At 32.8% G+C, this 17673-nt stretch carries 20 protein-coding genes and 1 tRNA gene; 8 read left to right on the top strand and 13 right to left on the bottom strand.

What is annotated here, in order from left to right; genetic code table 11:
• Positions 1-208: 208 nt before the first annotated feature.
• From ACWI69_RS09910 to ACWI69_RS09900, 3 genes are all read right to left on the bottom strand, one after another.
• Positions 209-655, bottom strand: coding sequence for an RNA-guided endonuclease TnpB family protein (locus ACWI69_RS09910; protein WP_448821676.1), 447 nt, complete (start codon positions 653-655; stop codon positions 209-211).
• A gap of 158 nt (positions 656-813) precedes the next feature.
• Positions 814-1215, bottom strand: coding sequence for a hypothetical protein (locus tag ACWI69_RS09905; RefSeq protein ID WP_448821675.1), 402 nt, complete (start codon positions 1213-1215; stop codon positions 814-816).
• 190 nt (positions 1216-1405) lie between these two features.
• Positions 1406-1492, bottom strand: a tRNA-Leu gene (locus tag ACWI69_RS09900).
• A gap of 140 nt (positions 1493-1632) precedes the next feature.
• Between ACWI69_RS09900 and ACWI69_RS09895 the strand changes: the two genes are divergently transcribed.
• Together ACWI69_RS09895 and ACWI69_RS09890 are read left to right on the top strand one after the other, a co-directional pair.
• Positions 1633-1884 carry a glycine zipper 2TM domain-containing protein gene (locus ACWI69_RS09895; protein ID WP_448821674.1) on the top strand — a complete coding sequence of 84 codons (252 nt, stop codon included), beginning with the start codon at positions 1633-1635 and terminating at the stop codon, positions 1882-1884.
• 14 nt (positions 1885-1898) lie between these two features.
• The gene (locus ACWI69_RS09890) at positions 1899-2342 is read left to right on the top strand and encodes a hypothetical protein (RefSeq protein ID WP_448821673.1); all 444 of its coding nucleotides are present in this window, start codon (positions 1899-1901) and stop codon (positions 2340-2342) included.
• 41 nt (positions 2343-2383) lie between these two features.
• Here ACWI69_RS09890 and kamE read toward each other — a convergent pair whose 3' ends face one another.
• From kamE to ACWI69_RS09845, 9 genes are read right to left on the bottom strand one after another with little or no spacing between them, the layout of a single operon-like run.
• Complete coding sequence (gene kamE / locus ACWI69_RS09885) at positions 2384-3172, bottom strand: lysine 5,6-aminomutase subunit beta (protein WP_448821672.1); 789 nt, start codon at positions 3170-3172, stop codon at positions 2384-2386.
• Positions 3172-4731, bottom strand: coding sequence for a lysine 5,6-aminomutase subunit alpha (gene kamD, locus ACWI69_RS09880; RefSeq protein ID WP_448821671.1), 1560 nt, complete (start codon positions 4729-4731; stop codon positions 3172-3174). The genes kamE and kamD overlap by 1 nt, the downstream gene beginning before the upstream one ends.
• An 11-nt stretch (positions 4732-4742) precedes the next feature.
• Positions 4743-6077 (bottom strand): lysine 5,6-aminomutase reactivase ATPase KamC, encoded by a 1335-nt coding sequence (gene kamC / locus ACWI69_RS09875; protein WP_448821670.1) that lies wholly within the window; start codon positions 6075-6077, stop codon positions 4743-4745.
• A complete protein-coding gene (gene kamB / locus ACWI69_RS09870) occupies positions 6067-7089 on the bottom strand; it encodes a lysine 5,6-aminomutase reactivase subunit KamB (RefSeq protein ID WP_448821669.1) in 1023 nt (340 codons plus the stop codon). The genes kamC and kamB overlap by 11 nt, the downstream gene beginning before the upstream one ends.
• A gap of 29 nt (positions 7090-7118) precedes the next feature.
• The gene (gene kamA / locus ACWI69_RS09865; RefSeq protein ID WP_448821668.1) at positions 7119-8360 is read right to left on the bottom strand and encodes a lysine 2,3-aminomutase; all 1242 of its coding nucleotides are present in this window, start codon (positions 8358-8360) and stop codon (positions 7119-7121) included.
• Between the two features lie 24 nt (positions 8361-8384).
• On the bottom strand, positions 8385-9419 hold the full coding sequence (gene kdd, locus ACWI69_RS09860) for an L-erythro-3,5-diaminohexanoate dehydrogenase (protein WP_448821667.1): 1035 nt from the start codon (positions 9417-9419) through the stop codon (positions 8385-8387).
• Between the two features lie 10 nt (positions 9420-9429).
• Positions 9430-10248, bottom strand: a complete 819-nt coding sequence (kce, locus tag ACWI69_RS09855; protein WP_448821666.1) for a 3-keto-5-aminohexanoate cleavage enzyme — start codon at positions 10246-10248, stop codon at positions 9430-9432.
• A 3-nt stretch (positions 10249-10251) separates the two neighbouring features.
• Positions 10252-10638 (bottom strand): 3-aminobutyryl-CoA ammonia lyase, encoded by a 387-nt coding sequence (kal, locus tag ACWI69_RS09850; RefSeq protein WP_448821665.1) that lies wholly within the window; start codon positions 10636-10638, stop codon positions 10252-10254.
• Between the two features lie 31 nt (positions 10639-10669).
• Positions 10670-12166 (bottom strand): Na+/H+ antiporter NhaC family protein, encoded by a 1497-nt coding sequence (locus ACWI69_RS09845; protein ID WP_448821664.1) that lies wholly within the window; start codon positions 12164-12166, stop codon positions 10670-10672.
• 297 nt (positions 12167-12463) lie between these two features.
• Here ACWI69_RS09845 and ACWI69_RS09840 point away from each other — a divergent pair, with 297 nt between their 5' ends.
• On the top strand, positions 12464-13243 hold the full coding sequence (locus tag ACWI69_RS09840; RefSeq protein ID WP_448821663.1) for an enoyl-CoA hydratase-related protein: 780 nt from the start codon (positions 12464-12466) through the stop codon (positions 13241-13243).
• Positions 13244-13271: 28 nt separating this feature from the next.
• Positions 13272-14111, top strand: a complete 840-nt coding sequence (locus tag ACWI69_RS09835; RefSeq protein WP_448821662.1) for a 3-hydroxybutyryl-CoA dehydrogenase — start codon at positions 13272-13274, stop codon at positions 14109-14111.
• Between the two features lie 51 nt (positions 14112-14162).
• On the opposite strand, the gene ACWI69_RS09830 is transcribed toward ACWI69_RS09835, so the two are convergent.
• Positions 14163-14735, bottom strand: coding sequence for a TetR/AcrR family transcriptional regulator (locus ACWI69_RS09830; RefSeq protein WP_448821661.1), 573 nt, complete (start codon positions 14733-14735; stop codon positions 14163-14165).
• Positions 14736-14990: 255 nt separating this feature from the next.
• On the opposite strand from ACWI69_RS09830, the gene ACWI69_RS09825 reads away from it, so the two are divergent.
• The 4 genes from ACWI69_RS09825 to ACWI69_RS09810 all read left to right on the top strand — a co-directional run.
• Positions 14991-15641 carry a CoA transferase subunit A gene (locus tag ACWI69_RS09825; protein WP_448821660.1) on the top strand — a complete coding sequence of 217 codons (651 nt, stop codon included), beginning with the start codon at positions 14991-14993 and terminating at the stop codon, positions 15639-15641.
• The gene (locus ACWI69_RS09820) at positions 15642-16307 is read left to right on the top strand and encodes a 3-oxoacid CoA-transferase subunit B (protein ID WP_448821659.1); all 666 of its coding nucleotides are present in this window, start codon (positions 15642-15644) and stop codon (positions 16305-16307) included.
• Between the two features lie 24 nt (positions 16308-16331).
• Positions 16332-17540, top strand: coding sequence for an acetyl-CoA C-acetyltransferase (locus ACWI69_RS09815; protein WP_448821658.1), 1209 nt, complete (start codon positions 16332-16334; stop codon positions 17538-17540).
• Between the two features lie 20 nt (positions 17541-17560).
• The coding region (locus tag ACWI69_RS09810) for an acyl-CoA dehydrogenase family protein (RefSeq protein WP_448820012.1) at positions 17561-17673 on the top strand (113 nt) is incomplete at its 3' end.

The raw sequence follows: 17673 nt of genomic DNA, 5'->3' as shown, positions 1-17673 counted from the left end.
GCTTTAACAAGTTTAGTTTCTAACTTTCTAAAAAATCTAGGATAGTCAGCTCTTTGGTTATCGGAGCTAACAAAAAGTTCAGACATAGCAAAATCAAGCCCAACAATATTGTTATCGCTTGGAACTTTTACAATATCCTTTTCAAATTCAGTTAGTAAAGAAACGTAGTAAGCACCGTTAGGCTCTTGGCTAATGGTAGCCGATTTAATTACATAATTTGAGATATCTGTCTATGAAGTTTAATTTTAACTAAACCCAGCTTTGGAAGTTTTAAATAGTTACCTTCAACTCTAATATTATTACTTGTAAATACTGTATTATATGATTTTCTAGTTGACCTTTTAGATTTAAATTTAGGAAATGCGGTACGCTTTTGAAAGAAATTCTTATACGCAGTTTCTAAATTTTTGAGTGCTTGTTGCAATGCTATTGAATCAACCTCTTTCAAGAATGGTAATTCAAGTTTAAGCGGTACAAGCTCTTTAGCTTGAGTATTGTAGGTTACAGATTTTTTCTCTGTCTCATACAATTCTTTTCTCTGAGCTAAGAATCTGTTATACACAAGTCTAGTACAACCAAAAGTTATATTAATTGTATTGGCTTGAGTCTCATTAGGATAGATTCTATATTTAAAAGCTAAGTTATACGTCTTCATAGTTTTCACCTCCTTAAAATTAAAATTTATGTGGTCTGATTATACCATATTTTAGAAAAAATCAATAGAAACTATTAAGCTATATATTCGATTAAAGGAACTAAAAACTAAAAAGATTGCCCTGATTCATCCTCTCCCAAATAGAGGAAGAAGTTTTCTCAGGGCGTTTTGATAAAATCCCTTTTATTACGCTTGTTAATGATATGCTTATCCATACTCCATCTAACCCAAAATACTCCTTCCTTAATAAAATTAGAGCAATTGGTATTCTTAAAAATGTAAATACTACAGTTGTCATTATTCCTAGTCCCGTACAAAGAAACATTGCCGTTTTTTATTCTGTTCTCTAAATGTGCACTATAATTTTGACCTATAAAGCTAGAAATAGCACCTTGCAAACCAGCTATAGTCATAAAAGTTATAGATTCTATTTGTAGTCCAATTTTTTGATATATAGCTTTCAATTTTAAAGATGCAGTAATAATTAAATATATTTGAGCCATTTTTTCAACTTCATTTTCCAAATTAAAAAATTTCACTAAATTTTTAGAAAAAAGCATAACTGGGAAAATAATATTTTTTTATATCCCCCGTTGTCAAATCTACTTTTTTCATAAAACTCCTTTAAATTTTGTCAATTTTTAACAAATCCATTAATTAGTCTCGTTAAAATAAAAAAATCATATATACTTCATTAAAATATTATTAAAATAACAATACATTAATAAAATATATATGATTAAAATTCATTGGTGCCTGAGGGGGGACTCGAACCCCCAAGGTGTAAACACCGGCGGATTTTGAGTCCGCTACGTCTACCAATTCCGTCACTCAGGCTTTTCATTGTTATTTTATACCAATTACTGAGCTTTGTCAACAACTTTTTTTGATATTTTTAAAGGAATATCTAATTTTCATCCGTAAATATTTTAAAGTTTAGTATCTAAATTTTTTAATAATTTTGAGGAGGTCTTGTTATGGTTAAGAAATTTATTTTTTTATTAATTTTAGTCTCCGCTTTGATTGGATGTGCGAACAATGGCTTTTATAATACTCCAACGGTTAGAAGAGATGCACTTGGTGGTGCAGCTGTTGGAGCTATAGCTGGTCAACTTATCGGTAGAAATACTGCTGGTACTTTAATCGGTGCTGGAATCGGTGCTCTTGCCGGTGCGGCTATCGGAAATGAAAGACAGCAAAACTATTATAGAAATAGAAATTATTATTAATTAGGAGGTTTTCCATGAAAAAAATATTATTATTTTTATTTGCTCTTACTCTTTCAGCTACCCTTTTAGCTACTAGTGATAACTATAATTTTCCTAAACTGAGAGAAAAAATGGAAAAAGATGGTTATAAACTAGAATATGTAAAAGAATCAGAAGGATTCAATTTTAAAAAAGACGATTCACATGTTGAAGTCACTGACTATAAAAGTTATGCTAAACTGAATGATGCCATTGCCAACTCTATAAATTTACTTGAAGAAAAAGGCTTTAAACTTGTTCCACAAGAATGTGATTTTGGAAATGGAACTTTAATTTTTATTAACCCAACTATTAAAAACTATGCTTTTGTACTTTCTGCTAATTATAAAAAAAATATTATGTTAAATACTGGAGGATCACCTAAAGAGATTGAATTCTCTATAAGAACTTTACAAGAAACTCTAAAACCTATAAAATAACAAACTTCAAAAAAAGGGCATACACCAAGTACGCCCCTTTTTTACTTATTCAATCTTTTTGCTAATTCTTGAACTGCATACGAAGCTACATCATCTGCATACGTTCCAGTTCCAAATCCAGCATCATATCCTAGCTCTTTAGCTAATTCATGAGTAATCCTAGCTCCACCACAAATTACTAACATCTTATCTCGTAGCCCTTCAGCCTCTATCATTTCAATAAGCTCAATTAAATTTTTAATATGAACATCTTTTTGAGTAACTGTTTGAGAAACTAAAAGTACATCTGCACCAATTTCAATAGCTTTAGCTATAAAGTCCTCATTTAAAACTTGACTTCCCATATTTAAAGCTTCTATCATTTCATATCTTTCCAACCCATAATGTCCCGCATAACCCTTCATATTCATTACGGCATCTATTCCAACAGTATGCGCATCTGTTCCTGTACTTGCACCTAATACAACTATTTTTCTTCCTATATTTTCTTTTACAAACTTGTCAGTTTCCTCCATTGACCAAGTTGTTGATTCAACCTTTGGCACATAAATAGACTCATAATTAACAGTATGACTACAATTTCCATAGCAGTTAAAAAATGTAAATCCATCCGTTAGTTCTTTAAAGTATGAAACTTGTGGATTTTCAAATCCCATTTTTTTCATAAGTTGCTTAGCAGCTTCAACCCCCTCTGCTCCTGCTGGAACTGGTAAAGTAAATGAAAGCTGAGTTTTTCCATCATTCATTGTATCTCCATATGGTTTAACCGCTTTTAAATCTAGCGTTGTATCAAATGCTCTTTCTTCCATTGAATATAATCCACCACTCATTACTTAACCCCTCCTATCATCTTTGGAATAAATAGGTTCATATAACTAGCTCCTTTTTCTACAACTCCAGCTAAACCTTTTCCACCCGTTCTACTTCTTTTTATATCTGCAAAAGTTCCTTTTTCTAACGAATTGAATAGTCCATCTTCAACCATTTTTTCAAGTAGTTCAACTGATTCATCTAAGACAAGTTGAGCTCTTTTTTGAATTATTCCATCTGCTTTAAATTCTATTTCTGATCCAAAATCTCTCATATTATTAAATATATATCTTGCATTTTCTATTGCTAAATATCTATCTGACATGAATGGTGTATGGATAGCTTCTGTCATCATTCCCAATAGTTGAAGTCCTTGTCCTGTCATTATTGCAACTTGATTAAAAAGTGCATCTTGAATATGACCTTTAAATATATTTCCTGTCATAAACTTTGTAGGTGGCATATATTTTAATGGTGCATTAGGAAATATCTCTCTCGTCATTTGTGCTTGTGCTAACTCCAGTAAGAATCCATTTTCTAATTCTGGGTCCATTTCAAATGCGTGTCCAAGTCCCATTTGCTCCTCAGGAAGTCCTGCCATAAATGCTAATTGCTCGTTTATTAAATCTGATGCTAAAACTGTATGAGCATTTTCTACTGCATCAGCTGTTGTTAGGTAATTATCCTCACCTGTATTTATTATAACTCCTGCAAAACCATTTATTACTCTTGAAAAAAACTGATCAACTAGTGTTCTTTGCATATTTATATCTCTAAATAGTATCCCATATAATGCATCATTTAACATTACATCAAGTCTTTCTAAAGCTCCCATAGCTGCAATCTCTGGCATACAAAGTCCTGAACAATAGTTACAAAGTCTTATATATCTTCCGACTTCCTCCCCAACTTCGTCTAATGCTTTTCTCATAATTCTAAAGTTTTCTTGCGTTGCAAAAGTTCCTCCAAATCCTTCTGTGGTAGCTCCATAAGGAACATAATCTAGTAAACTTTGTCCTGTTGTTCTAATAACAGCTATTATATCTGCTCCCTGCCTTGCTGCAGCTTGAGCTTGGATTACATCCTCATATATATTTCCAGTTGCAACAATTACGTATAAATAAGGTTTTGGTCCCTCTCCAATAGTTGTCAAATATTTCTCTCTTTGCTCTCTATTCAATTTGATTCTATCTACAACTTTATTTACAATAGGTTCTACTGCACTTTGAACCTCTTCTTTACTATGCTGTTTAATCTTAGTCAAATCTAGCTCTCCAGAACTTACTTTTTCAGCTATATCTTGAGGAGACATTCTTGTTTCTAACATAGCATTTCCTATGAAATACATTACACCTTCTGATAAAACTCCCTTATCTTTTAAGTGGTCTACTACAATATTAGGTAATGGCACCTCATCACAATCTACTCCGTCTATCTCTAATAATCTGCAAATTGTTCTTTCAACCGCAACGGTTGTGTATGAGTCCACAAACTTTTGTACATCTACTGCTATATCTTTAGCTAACCCTCTAGCCTTATCTACCTTATTGAAATCTAAACCTAACTTACTCTTAAACATTAACATCCTCCTTATAAATACTTATATGCGTTATTTATAATATCTTCATCTATTTTTAATAATTTTCCTATTGTCAATGCCTCTTCAGGAACACTATCATCATCCGCTTCAACTAGTGAGTAATCTATATAATCCTCTATATTTTTATAGTTTATTTCATTCGCTACCTCATTTTTTTTAATTCCAGCTACTCTTAATTTTACTACTTCTTCTCCAACTTGATCATAGTGAGTCGTTATTACGGATTCTATAAAATAATTATTAAGAATACTAATTATACTTTTTAAAAGAGCTCTTCCCTCTTGAGGATTGGTTGTTCTTGCTAACTCATCTATCAAAACAAGAGGTCTTATACCTTTTTTTATCTTTTTAACTATTCTATCTACCTCTAACATCTCTGCGGCAAAGGATGACAATCCCTCTTCTAAAGACTGAGTATCCCCAATTGATAAGCATATCTCATCAACAAGCTGTATTTTTCCCTCTATTGCTGGAATATAAAATCCCATCTGTGCCATATTTTGAATCAATCCTAGTGTTTTTAGTGTAAGTGTTTTTCCGGACATATTTGCCCCTGTTATAACTGTCACGCCGTTGTGTAATGTTATATCAATCTTTTGATATGTCTTCTCTTTATCCTCTAATATTTTTAAAACTTTTGGATTAAAAATGCCTTTAAGTTCAGTTTTATTCGTAAATACTGGTTTTACTAAATTTAACTTTTGAACTTGGTGTGCTTTTGCTAAAACTAAATCCAAATATCCTAATTTTTTTATAGAACTTTTTAAAACTTGGTTATAGTTTGATAACTTCCTACTAATAACCTTTCTTACATCATCTTCCAACTGTATCTCATTTTCATATAATGTTTCATTTTTAGTTTCTTTTATAGCTTTTCTAACTTCAGATAATTCTATAGAGTAGGAACTATATATATGAAAACTTGCTATTCTGAGCTTATCTGGATCCAATATATCAATTACTTTTTCCAAATTTTGAGGAGCTAGAAATCTATAATTTTCACTCAAAACTTCATATATCTCTTGGGAGATCATAGAAAAAATTTTAATTTCAAAAAGTTCAACATCATCTAATACATATCCATTGGATAACCTATTTACAATACTTTCAATGTCCTTCAATACCGTTAATTTTCTTTTTAATGCAGTATAAATCTTAGGTTTGCTTTCTAAAAGAGTTATTACACCTTGTAAATTTTCAAATTCTTTTTCTAATTTCAAAATATCTTTTGAAAATTCAACACTTTTTAATGCTCTTTTTCCTAGTCTACTAACTATATCTAAGGTGTCAATTATATAATCAAATCCTATTTTTTCAAAGTTCATAACTTTCCTCCCTTAGGTTAACAACAGGTACTTCTGTAAACTCCCCTATAGCTTTTATAAGCTCTCTTGAATCTAGTAGATGTCCTGTTGGAGCCACTGGATTAACCGTTATTGCTATTAATTTTGTTTTTAATAGTACCTTTAATTTACCACCTTTTTTTATAAATCTGTTTAATATCTCTCCTGATACAAATATTTTAGTAAAATCTTTTACAATTATTTCTATATTTCTCAAAAACTTTTGTCTTGTTAAGTTTTCTATAAATCTCTCTGTTAAAACTCCTGTTATGTAGATAGAGCACTCTTCTTCAAATATATTTTCCTCCAATTGGGAAAAATTCAACACTGATCTTATTGGTAGTTTATTTATGCTATTTTGCTGCCATAATATTTTATAGATTCCATCTTCTAAATCAATTATTTTCTCTTTTTCTCTATCTTCTAAACAATCTAACTTAAGAAGATTTACAATATGCTTAGTTTTTTTTATAATCTCTTTTGGATTAATGGAAACTGCTGCCCCCGTTGATAGAACTATTCCTTCTGTAATAATAGGAGACCCTACACTTAAGCGTGATAGGGCCCCATCTATTAATACACTGTCCACATCTTTTTTTAAAATTTCAGTAATAATATCCTTTACCCAGCTTCCATTGGATGGTCCGGATAATAATACTTTTCCCTCTCCAAGGGCTCTTGCTGTCACAAGACGCCCTAATGCAGTAGACTTTTCACTAACGTCTAAAATTTCAGCTTGAAATCTTTTTTTTGCATAGTGCTTTTCACTAGTTACAAAAATCATTCCTTCATAGATTGTTATTTCTGGTTTTGATGTGTCTGTTACTATATCAACTGTTTCTCCATCTATTCCTATTGAAGTAACTCCAGTTACTACACCCTCATTTCTCAATCTTTTTAAGATATAATTCATAGTTTCTGTCTTACCAACATTTTTCTCCAATCCAATAGTTGCTATACTTTTGTATTCTTTTATATCTTTTATAAAGGGCATGACTTTCTCCTTTCAGGCTTTCCAATTATTTAGTGAGCATTTCTTTGTTTTCTATCAAGTTGTCTTGGTTCTAGAGTTTCCTCGCATCCACTCAAAAGCCCTGAAACTCCAACCTGTTTTTTCTTTTCCCCACCTGTACAAACATCACACTCACATTCGTTTTCATAATTTGTAGGCTGAGTATATGTTGTAATTACACCTTCAAAATTTCTAAGTACAACTTTATCCGGAGATTGAGATATTATATAATTTGGCATTACCGGAATTTTTCCTCCACCACCCGGAGCATCTACAACAAAAGTAGGTACAGCATATCCAGACGTATGTCCTCTCAGTCCTTCTATAATTTCAATTCCTTTAGATACTGGTGTTCTAAAATGTTCAAGTCCCATTGATAAGTCGCACTGGTAAATATAGTATGGTCTAACTCTCATTTTTACCAAATTATGAACTAAATCTTTCATTGTGTGTACACAATCATTTACACCTTTTAATAAAACCGACTGATTCCCCAAAGGAACTCCTGCATTGGCCAACATATTACATGCCTTAATCGCCTCTGGAGTTATCTCTTTTGAATGGTTAAAGTGCGTATTTAACCAGATTGGATGATATTTTTTTAACATATCACAAAGTTCTGGAGTTATTCTTTGAGGCATAACAACCGGTGTCCTCGATCCAATTCTTACAATTTCAACGTGTGGAATCTCTCTTAATTTGCTGATAATATGCTCTAAATTCTCATCAGATAAAAGTAATGGATCTCCCCCAGAAAGTAGTACGTCTCTCACTTGAGGTGTATTTCTTATATATTCAATGGCTTTTTCAATTCTTTCCATTGGTAAAGCATGGTCTGTTTGTCCTGCAAATCTTCTTCTAGTGCAATGTCTACAGTACATTGAACACATATCAGTTACAAGAAGTAACACTCTATCTGGGTATCTATGAGTCAATCCCGGAACAGGTGAATCCCCATCTTCATGAAGTGGATCCAGTTGATCTGCTGCTGATTTATATAGCTCATTTATAGAGGGCACTGCTTGCATTCTCACTGGACACTTCGGATTATTTGGATCCATTATGCTAAGATAATACGGCGTGATTCCCATTCTAATAGTTTCTAAAGATTTTTTGATTCCCTCTTTTTCTTTATCTGTTAATGTCATTAAACTTTCAAGTTGTTCCAAAGTTTCTATCCTATTTCTAACTTGCCATCTCCAGTCATTCCACTGCTCATCCGTCGCATTAAATCTTTCTCTCAAATTCATCATTGATAAACTCCTCCATTTTTTTAATTAAACATATAACTTTTCAAATAATTCTCTAATTGCTTTCGATTCTCTTACAATTTCTAAAGTTAAGTTGGCATGTCCCTTTGTATATCCATTTCCAACTATCATAGTTACATCCTTACCTACCCCCTCTGCTCCTAAGGCAGCTTTTGTAAATGATGTAGCCATTGAGAAGAAATAAACTATTCCATCATCTTTTGTTATTAATATTGATGACATCTCTGTTCCAGGAACATTTACGTTATTTATTACAACATCACATAGCTCTCCATTTGTGATTTCGTTTATTTTGTTATAGATTTCTACTGGTTTTGTTGCATCTCCTACCAACACAACATGAGCAAGTCCTAAATCTCTAATTCTTTGAGCATTTACTTCTGAATATTCAAACACTATAACTTTTCCGGTTTTTCCTACATTTTTCATAGCTTGATAACAGCAAAGAATTCCTGATTTTCCTCCTCCACCAATTATACAAACTGTGTCCCCCTCTTTAACTAATTTTTCAACTTGTGCAGGTGCTCCAGCTACATCTAATGCTGCAAGTGCCAATTTCTCTGGAATATCATTTGGTAAAACAGCGTATATTCCACTCTCAAATAAAATTGCCTTGGCCTCTACATCCACTTGATCATTTGATATATTGATTTTCTTTATCTTATCTATCTTTAAAGGTGTCAATGAAAGTGAAACTAAAGTTGCTATTTTATCTCCAACCGTTAAGTTTTTATCAGGAAAATCTACTCCTATTTTTTCAATAGTTCCAATTAACATTCCTCCTGACCCTGTAACAGGATTTTGCATTTTTCCTCTCTCTGCAACTATACTTTCAATCATCTCCGCCATTTTTTTCTCATCTTTATTACAAGCTTCTTTAATTTGTGTAAAACTAGCCGAATCAATATTTAGAGTTTGAACATCAATTAATACTTCATTTGACATAATTTCCATATCATTAGATATTTTTAATGCTCCTTGTGGTAATGATCCAACAGGCTCTATTACTCTGTGTGTTCCAAATTTGCATCCCTTTTTCATAACATCCTCCTTAATTTAAACCTAATATTTTTCTTGCCTCAGTCGGATTTGCTATCTCTCTTCCAAACTCCTTTGCAAGTCTTACAACTTTTTCTACCAACTCACCATTATTTTTCGCTAATACACCCTTTTCAATATATACATTATCTTCAAATCCAACTCTTACATGACCTCCTGATATTATAGAAGCTGCCGCAAGAGTGAACTCAAATCTTCCAATTCCAGCAACTGAATATGTAGACCCACAAGGTATGCTCTCTTTTAAAAATATAAAATCTCTTAAATCTCCAGAAATTCCACCATTTACTCCCATTACAAAACTAAAGTGAATCGGTTCTTTAATAAATCCTTTTTTACACAATCTAATTGCCATGTCTATCATTGACTTGTCAAAAACTTCAACCTCTGGCTTAACATCCAAATCTATCATCTTTTTTCCAAACTCTTTAATCATATTCTCAGTGTTCACAAAGATTTCGTCGCCACCAAAATTTAATGTCCCACAATCTAATGTTGCCATCTCTGGTTTTAAATCAACTGGCTCCAATCTTTCAGCTGAAGTCATTCCTACTGATCCTCCAGTAGATGGTTGAACTATCACATCTGGGCATCTCTCTTTTATAGCTTTTATGCACTCATTATATCTTTCTTTTCTTTGAGTTGGAGTTCCATCATCCTCTCTAACATGGAGATGGATTACACTCGCTCCCGCTCTATATGCACTGTAAGCTTCTCTAGCTATCTCTTCTACTGTATATGGTACAGCTGGATTGTGTTCTTTTGTCACTTCAGCACCACATATTGCTGCTGTTATTATCAATTTTTCCATAATCTACCCCTTTCTTTGAACAGCTTTTGGAACAACACAAGTACCAACTGCTTTACATACCACAATAGGTTCTTCTAAAAAATCTGCCGCTGAATCACAGATATCAGCTCTTGGAACAATCACTTTTCTAGCTTCAAAACTCATAGCTCGCGAAGTATTTCCAACTTTTGTAATCTCTCCCACAACCTCTAAATAATCTCCAGCATATACAGGAGCCATGAACTCTACCTCATTATAAGCCTTGAATAACCCTTCATCTCCATCATGCTTTATAAGTAGCTCTGTTGCTACATCTCCAAATAATTGCAATATTCTTGCCCCGTCTACTAAATTTCCACCATAATGAGCATCTGCTGAACTCATTCTTAATCTTATCATTGATTTTGTCATAACTCCTACCTCTCCTTCACAATGTTTTTTATTATGCTAACTCTTCTGTTTCTCCTTCTATTTCTACCTCTTCATCTTCTCCTACTAATTGCACATTTGGTTCTGCTGGTAAGGCAAATCTCGGAATAAATTTATCAAGTCCCGTTAAAGTCAATATTAAAATACTTCCAACAGCTATATAAGCCATAAAGTTAAACTTTATAATACTCATGGCTGTAAATGAAGCCAAAGGATATACTGCATTTGCAATTCCCAAATAGAATCCTATATATACATGCCACGGAATCAATTGGGAACCAAAAACTCCCAAAGCATCACTAAATGTTGCATTTCTAAGTCTTAAAGTTTCGATATCTTCTGGGCTTCCTTTTACATTTTTTTCAACAAGTTCTTTAATAATTGGTCCTATTGTTACAATTTGTGCCATTTCATCTGCCAAAGCGGCATTTCCTAATACTGATAAAACCCCATTATAAAACATAAGTTGTCTAACATTTCCAGAAATCTTTTTAATAAGAATTGATACTGGTCTAAAGGCGTCCATAATTTTCATTATTCCACCAAATGCTGCAACCCACATCATCATTACAATTACCCAAGATCCCGCTCCTTCAAATCCCGTATAGATTAAATCTAAAAACGCTGATGGACTTTCAACAGTTCCAGCAAAAGTTCCACATACAAAAGATGCAAAAATACCAAGGAATAGACATAGTAACGTATTTACTCCTTTAAATGCTGAAACTAAAACTAGAATTAGAGGAATAACCATATAATAAGGTACTCCACTTTTAACTTGATTAAGTAAAGCCACTGCACTCTCTCTTTTCTCCGCCAGAGCAGTCCATGCTGATTCAGGTATCTGGTTTATAGCTTCAACTGGACTTCCAATCTCTGTTGGCAATCCCATAACAACACTCACTACATAGAAAGCTACTATTGCACATACAAGTACTAAAGCTGACCAAACTCCTTGATGTCTTATTCTTTTTACTACTTCAACTCTTTGAATTCCAGAACTAACTATTGTAGTATCTGATATAAGACCAATATTGTCCCCAAAGCACGCTCCACCAGCTATTGCTGCTAATGTTAAGAACATATTTCCCTGAACTATATGGTTTAACCACAAAAATATTGGTGCACACGCTGCAAACGTTCCCCAACTTGTACCAGTAGCAATAGATAAAATTGATGTCACTATAACTCCAACTACTGCAACTGTCCTAGCTGTCAATCCAAATCCTAAAGCTATGTTGATTATAGATGCTCCAACTCCTGTTGACATAAATGCTTCCGCCATTGCATAAGCCATCATTAAGATAAAAAAGGCTATCTGCATCTCTCTGGCATTTTTTATACATGCATCTATGATATCATTTACTTTTTTCTTTGCCACAAGTCCTGCCACAAGTGCTGCATATACCGTCGCTATAGGTGCTGCCAATAATGCATCATACCCACTCATCATCAATCCTGCTAAAACTAAAACTGGACTGAGCTTTATTATTGCTGTAACCGTTCCCATATTTTCCTCCTAAAATTTTTTATATCTCATAAATTTTCAAGTAGGATGTAAGTGAGTGCTTACTTTAGTTTTGTCAGTAGCTATATATACCTCACCTTTTTTTCTAAGTCAATAGCGATTTTAAACTTTTTTCATTTTAAAAGTTTATTTTTAATACTAAAACTTCCTATTACAGACATTTTTCAAAACTAAAAAAATTGAAATTTTATAAAAAAATTTGACAAATTTAACCTCTATGAGGTAATAAGGGTCTTATTAAGTAATTTTTACTACAATTTGGTTAACAAGGAGGAAAAAATGGTATTTAAAAATCTTTTGATTGAAACTTATGGAAAAATCTGTATTGTTAAAATTAACAGACCTGAATCTCTAAATGCTTTAAACAAAGAAATTTATAAGGAGATTTATCAATGCTTTTCCCAGTTGGAAAAAAATAATGAGATTGATGTTATCTTACTAACAGGTGAAGGGCGTTCTTTTGTAGCAGGAGCCGACATCTCTTTTATGAAAAATTTAACTGTCAAAGAAGCTAAAGAGTTTGGTATTTTAGGTACAAATGCTTTCAATGCAGTAGAAAATATCAATAAAGTTGTTATAGCTGTTATTAACGGATTTGCTCTTGGTGGTGGATGTGAACTCGCTATGTCTTGTGACATTAGAATAGCTTCTGACAAAGCAAAGTTTGGACAACCTGAAGTTACTCTTGGTATTACCCCTGGCTCTGGAGGAACTCAAAGACTCCCTAGGTTAGTTGGTTTAGCTAAAGCCAAAGAGCTTATTTACACAGGAGATATTATTGACGCTTATGAAGCTAAATCTATCGGTCTAGTCAATCAAGTTATCGAGCATAACCAGCTTATGGAATACGCTTTAAATATAGCGAATAAAATCAGCTCTAATGCTAAATTAGCTGTACAATATTCAAAAGAGGCTATAAATAAGGGAGTCCAAGTAGATGAAACCACAGCAATGTTTATTGAAAGTAGCTTATTTGCTCTTTGTTTCTCAAGTGAAGACCAAAAAGAGGGAATGTCAGCCTTTTTAGAAAAAAGAAAAGCAAATTTTATTAACAAATAAACTATACAAAAGTTATAAGGAGGAAACAATGAAAGTATTTATTGTAGGTGCTGGAGTTATGGCAAGTGGAATTGCCCAAGTTTTTGCAACAGGTGGTCACGAAGTTTTAATGACTGATATTTCTGCTGAAACTCTTGAAAAAGCAAAAAAAGGGTTCATAAAAAGTTTAAGTAAATTAGTTGAAAAAGAAAAAATCACAGAGGATAGAAAAAATGAGATTTTAGCAAAAATACATACAACACAAAATATTGAAGATGCAAAAGATGCCAATCTAGTTCTCGAAGCAGTGTCTGAAAAAATGGCAATAAAAAAAGAGCTATTCTCAAAATTAGATGAAATCTGCTCTCAAAAGGCAATTTTTGCTACTAATACATCTTCTCTTTCTATTACCGAAATTGCTTGTGCTACAAAATATCCAGAAAGAGTTATAGGAATGCATTTCTTTAATCCAGCTCCTGTTATGAAGCTTGTTGAAATAATTAAGGGATATACTACAAGCCAAGAGGTTTATGAAACTATCTTAAAACTCACTAAAGAATTAGGAAAAGAACCTATCCTATGTGAAGAAGCTCCTGGTTTTGTTGTAAATAGAATTCTAATTCCTATGATTAACGAATCTATTGGAATTTTAGCTGATGGCGTTGCTACAACTGAAGATATTGATAATGCTATGAGATATGGTGCAAATCACCCTATTGGACCTTTAGCTTTAGGGGATTTGATTGGACTTGACGTTGTTTTAGCTATTATGGATGTTTTAGCTACGGAGTTTGGAGATCTTAAGTATAGAGCTCATCCACTTCTGAAAAAAATGGTTAGAGCTGGGAAACTTGGAAGAAAAACTGGTGAAGGTTTTTATAAATATTAACTAAAAAAGAGAAAACCTTGTTTTTTTAGGTTTTCTCCTTTTCATTTTTTGTCACTTACTTTCTTTATATTGATTGATCGAATTTTGATAAAATCTAATTTTTTCACTTAAAAAATGTCCATCTCTTTCTCCAGTAAATTTTCCTTGTGTCAAAATTTTTAAAAGGAAACTTCCCATAACGCTACTTAGCATATCATTTACGAAAATTTCTGGTGAATAATTAACTCTATGCTCATGAAAAACACCTATAAAATGATCAACTAAATAATTCTTAAAATCAATAGTTCTGAGAAATTTTTGATTATCATTATCTGATAATTTCAACTGAAGTCTGAATATTATCTCATGTTGGTGTAAAAAATTCTGATAAAACAATATACTCTTAGCTATATCTTGCTCTAACTCCCCTGTTAGACTTTCATGTAATGAGCGAATAATTTTACTTTCTTCTACAAATTTATTTATTATCTCTTCCAAAACTCTATCTTTAGTTCCAAATAATCTAAAAATAGTTACTTCATTGCACTCAGCTTCTTTTGCAATTCGTTTTGTTGAAATTTTATCAAATCCCTCTTTTGAAAAAAGTCTTTGAGCACAGTCTAAAATTTTATCTCTTGTTTTCATTCACTCCTCCAATTCCTTCCATTTTTAAATGTTATCCAAAATATATACTCCACCTCTGACTCTTTTGTCAAATATTTTTTTGAACAAAAATATTTTTTATGAAAAACTTCCTAATCTTGTAATTTCAATATCTTTTTTATGTTCGAAAAAAATATTTTTTATTTAACTATTGACATTTCCTTTCAGTATGAGGTATATACTCATACTGAAAATAAGCAAGTATGTACTTGCTAACTTGAACAAAGGAGTGAAGTTATGAAGAAATTGGTCTCTGTTGATTTTGCAGCATCACTTATTAAAAATAATTCGTCTCTTATGATTGGAGGATTTTTGAAGTGCGGCTCTCCTAAAGAGGTTATTGAAAAATTATTAGAAAACGGTACTAAGGACTTAACTCTTATTGCCAATGACACAAGTTTTCCAGATTTTGAAAGAGGAAAACTCATTGTTAACAAGAGAGTCAAAAAAGCTATTGTATCTCACATTGGTACTAACCCAGAAACAGGTAAACAGATGCATAGTGGAGAAATGGAAGTTATCTTAGTTCCACAAGGAACTCTCGCTGAAAGGATAAGAGCCGCTGGAGCTGGTCTTGGTGGAATTTTGACTCCAACAGGAATTGGAACTATTGTTCAAGATGGAAAAGAGGTTATTGAAGTAGATGGAAAAAAATATCTTCTAGAAAAACCCCTAAGAGCTGATGTAGCACTTATTTATGGAACAAAAGTTGACTCTTATGGAAATGTGTCATTTCACGGTTCTACTAGAAACTTTAATACGATAATGGCTACTGCTGCTGATATAGTCATAGTTGAAGCCGAAGAAATTATTGATGGATGTTTAGACCCTAACGAAGTGGTTATTCCAGGAATATTTATAGACTATATCGTTAAAGGAGGAAGATAAATGGAACTTACCAAAGAAAAAATTAGAGAGATTATTGCAAAAAGAGTTGCTAAGGAATTTCAAGATGGAGACGTTGTAAACTTAGGTATTGGATTACCCACAGAAGTTGCTAACTATATTCCTGACTCTTTATATGTTGCATTACAATCAGAAAATGGTCTTATTGGAATGGGGTCTACGCCTTGTGAAGAGGAAGAAGATTGTAGAATTGCTAATGCTGGTGGTTCTCTAGTTACTATTGCTCCAGGAGGTTGCTTTTTCGATAGTTTCACATCCTTTGGAATAATTCGTGGTGGACACGTTGATGCAACAGTTTTGGGTGCTTTACAAGTCGACGAAAAAGGCAATTTAGCCAATTGGATGGTTCCTGGCAAAATGGTTCCTGGGATGGGTGGAGCCATGGATTTAGTTGTTGGAGCTAAAAAGGTTATCATAGCTATGGAGCATACTGCTAAGGGAGCTCCTAAAATATTAAAAAATTGTACATTACCTCTCACTGCAGCTAATGAAGTTAATCTGATTATCACAGAAAAAGGGGTTATGGAAGTTACTGATAAAGGGATTGTTTTAAAAGAGATTAGTCCATACTCATCTGTTGAAGATATTAAAAATTGTACCGAAGCCACTCTAATTATAGATGAGAAGCTAAAAATTATGGAAATATAAATTTACTAGGAGGTTTTTAAATAAATGGAAAAAGTCTACATTGTCGCTGCCAAAAGAACTCCTATTGGATCCTTTTTAGGTTCTTTAAGTAAACTATCTCCAAGCCATTTAGCTGGAGAAGTTATAAAAAATATTCTTGCAGAAACTGAAGTTGACCCTAATAACTTAGATGAAGTTATTATTGGAAATGTTTTATCTGCTGGACATGCTCAAGGAGTAGGAAGACAATCTGCTGTTAAGGGAGGAGTTCCTTACACAGTTCCAGCTTACTCTTTAAATATCATCTGTGGTAGTGGAATGAAAGCTGTAATGTCAGCTTATCAAATTATAAAATCTGGCGAAGCTTCTCTTATTCTTGCTGGTGGAACTGAATCCATGTCACAAGCTCCCCATTTAATTAATCACAATATCAGAACTGGCATTAAAATGGGAGATTTTTTAACTAAAGATCATATGATTTTAGATGCTCTGACAGATGCCTTTCACGGGGTTCATATGGGAATAACAGCAGAAAATATTGCAGAAAAATATAAAATTTCTAGAGAAGAGCAAGATAAATTTTCTATAGAATCTCAGCAAAAAGCTATTGTCGCTATTGGTAGTGGACGTTTCAAGAATGAAATTGTCCCTATTGAAGTAAAGGATAGAAAAGAAACAATAGTTGTTGATACAGATGAATATCCAAATAGAAAAACATCTTTAGAAAAGCTTTTACAACTTAAGCCTGCATTTAAAAAAGAAGGATCTGTTACAGCTGGTAATGCTTCTGGTATAAATGATGGTGCTGCAATTTTACTTGTAGCTTCTGAATCAGCTGTAAAAAAATATAATTTGATTCCTTTAGTTGAAATTGTGGGTGTTGGGCAAGGAGGCGTTGATCCCTTAATTATGGGACTTGGACCTGTTCCAGCTATAAAAAATGTATTGGATAAAACGGGATTAAAATTAACGGATATGGATATTTTAGAACTTAATGAAGCCTTTGCTGTTCAGTCTCTTGGAGTTATAAAAGAGCTTTGTGAAATGTATTCAATAGACCCTATCTGGTTTAAAAATAAAACAAATGTCAACGGTGGAGCTATCGCTTTAGGACATCCAGTTGGGGCTAGTGGAGCTAGAATACTTACAACTCTAATACATGAAATGAAAAAAAGAGATTCACAATATGGATTAGCCAGTCTTTGTATTGGTGGAGGAATGGGTACTGCAATGATTATAAAAAATATTCAATAAATATATTTAGGAGGAAATAAATGGATTTTACATTAACTAAATCGCAAGAACTTTTTAAGCAAATGATAACAGCTTTTGCTGAAAATGAAGTTAAACCTCTTGCTGCTGAAATTGATGAGGAAGAGAGATTCCC

The organism is Cetobacterium sp. (assembly GCF_977044495.1).
Note: the sequence above shows the minus strand (reverse complement) of the source record. Positions and strands in the feature narration are given on the sequence as shown.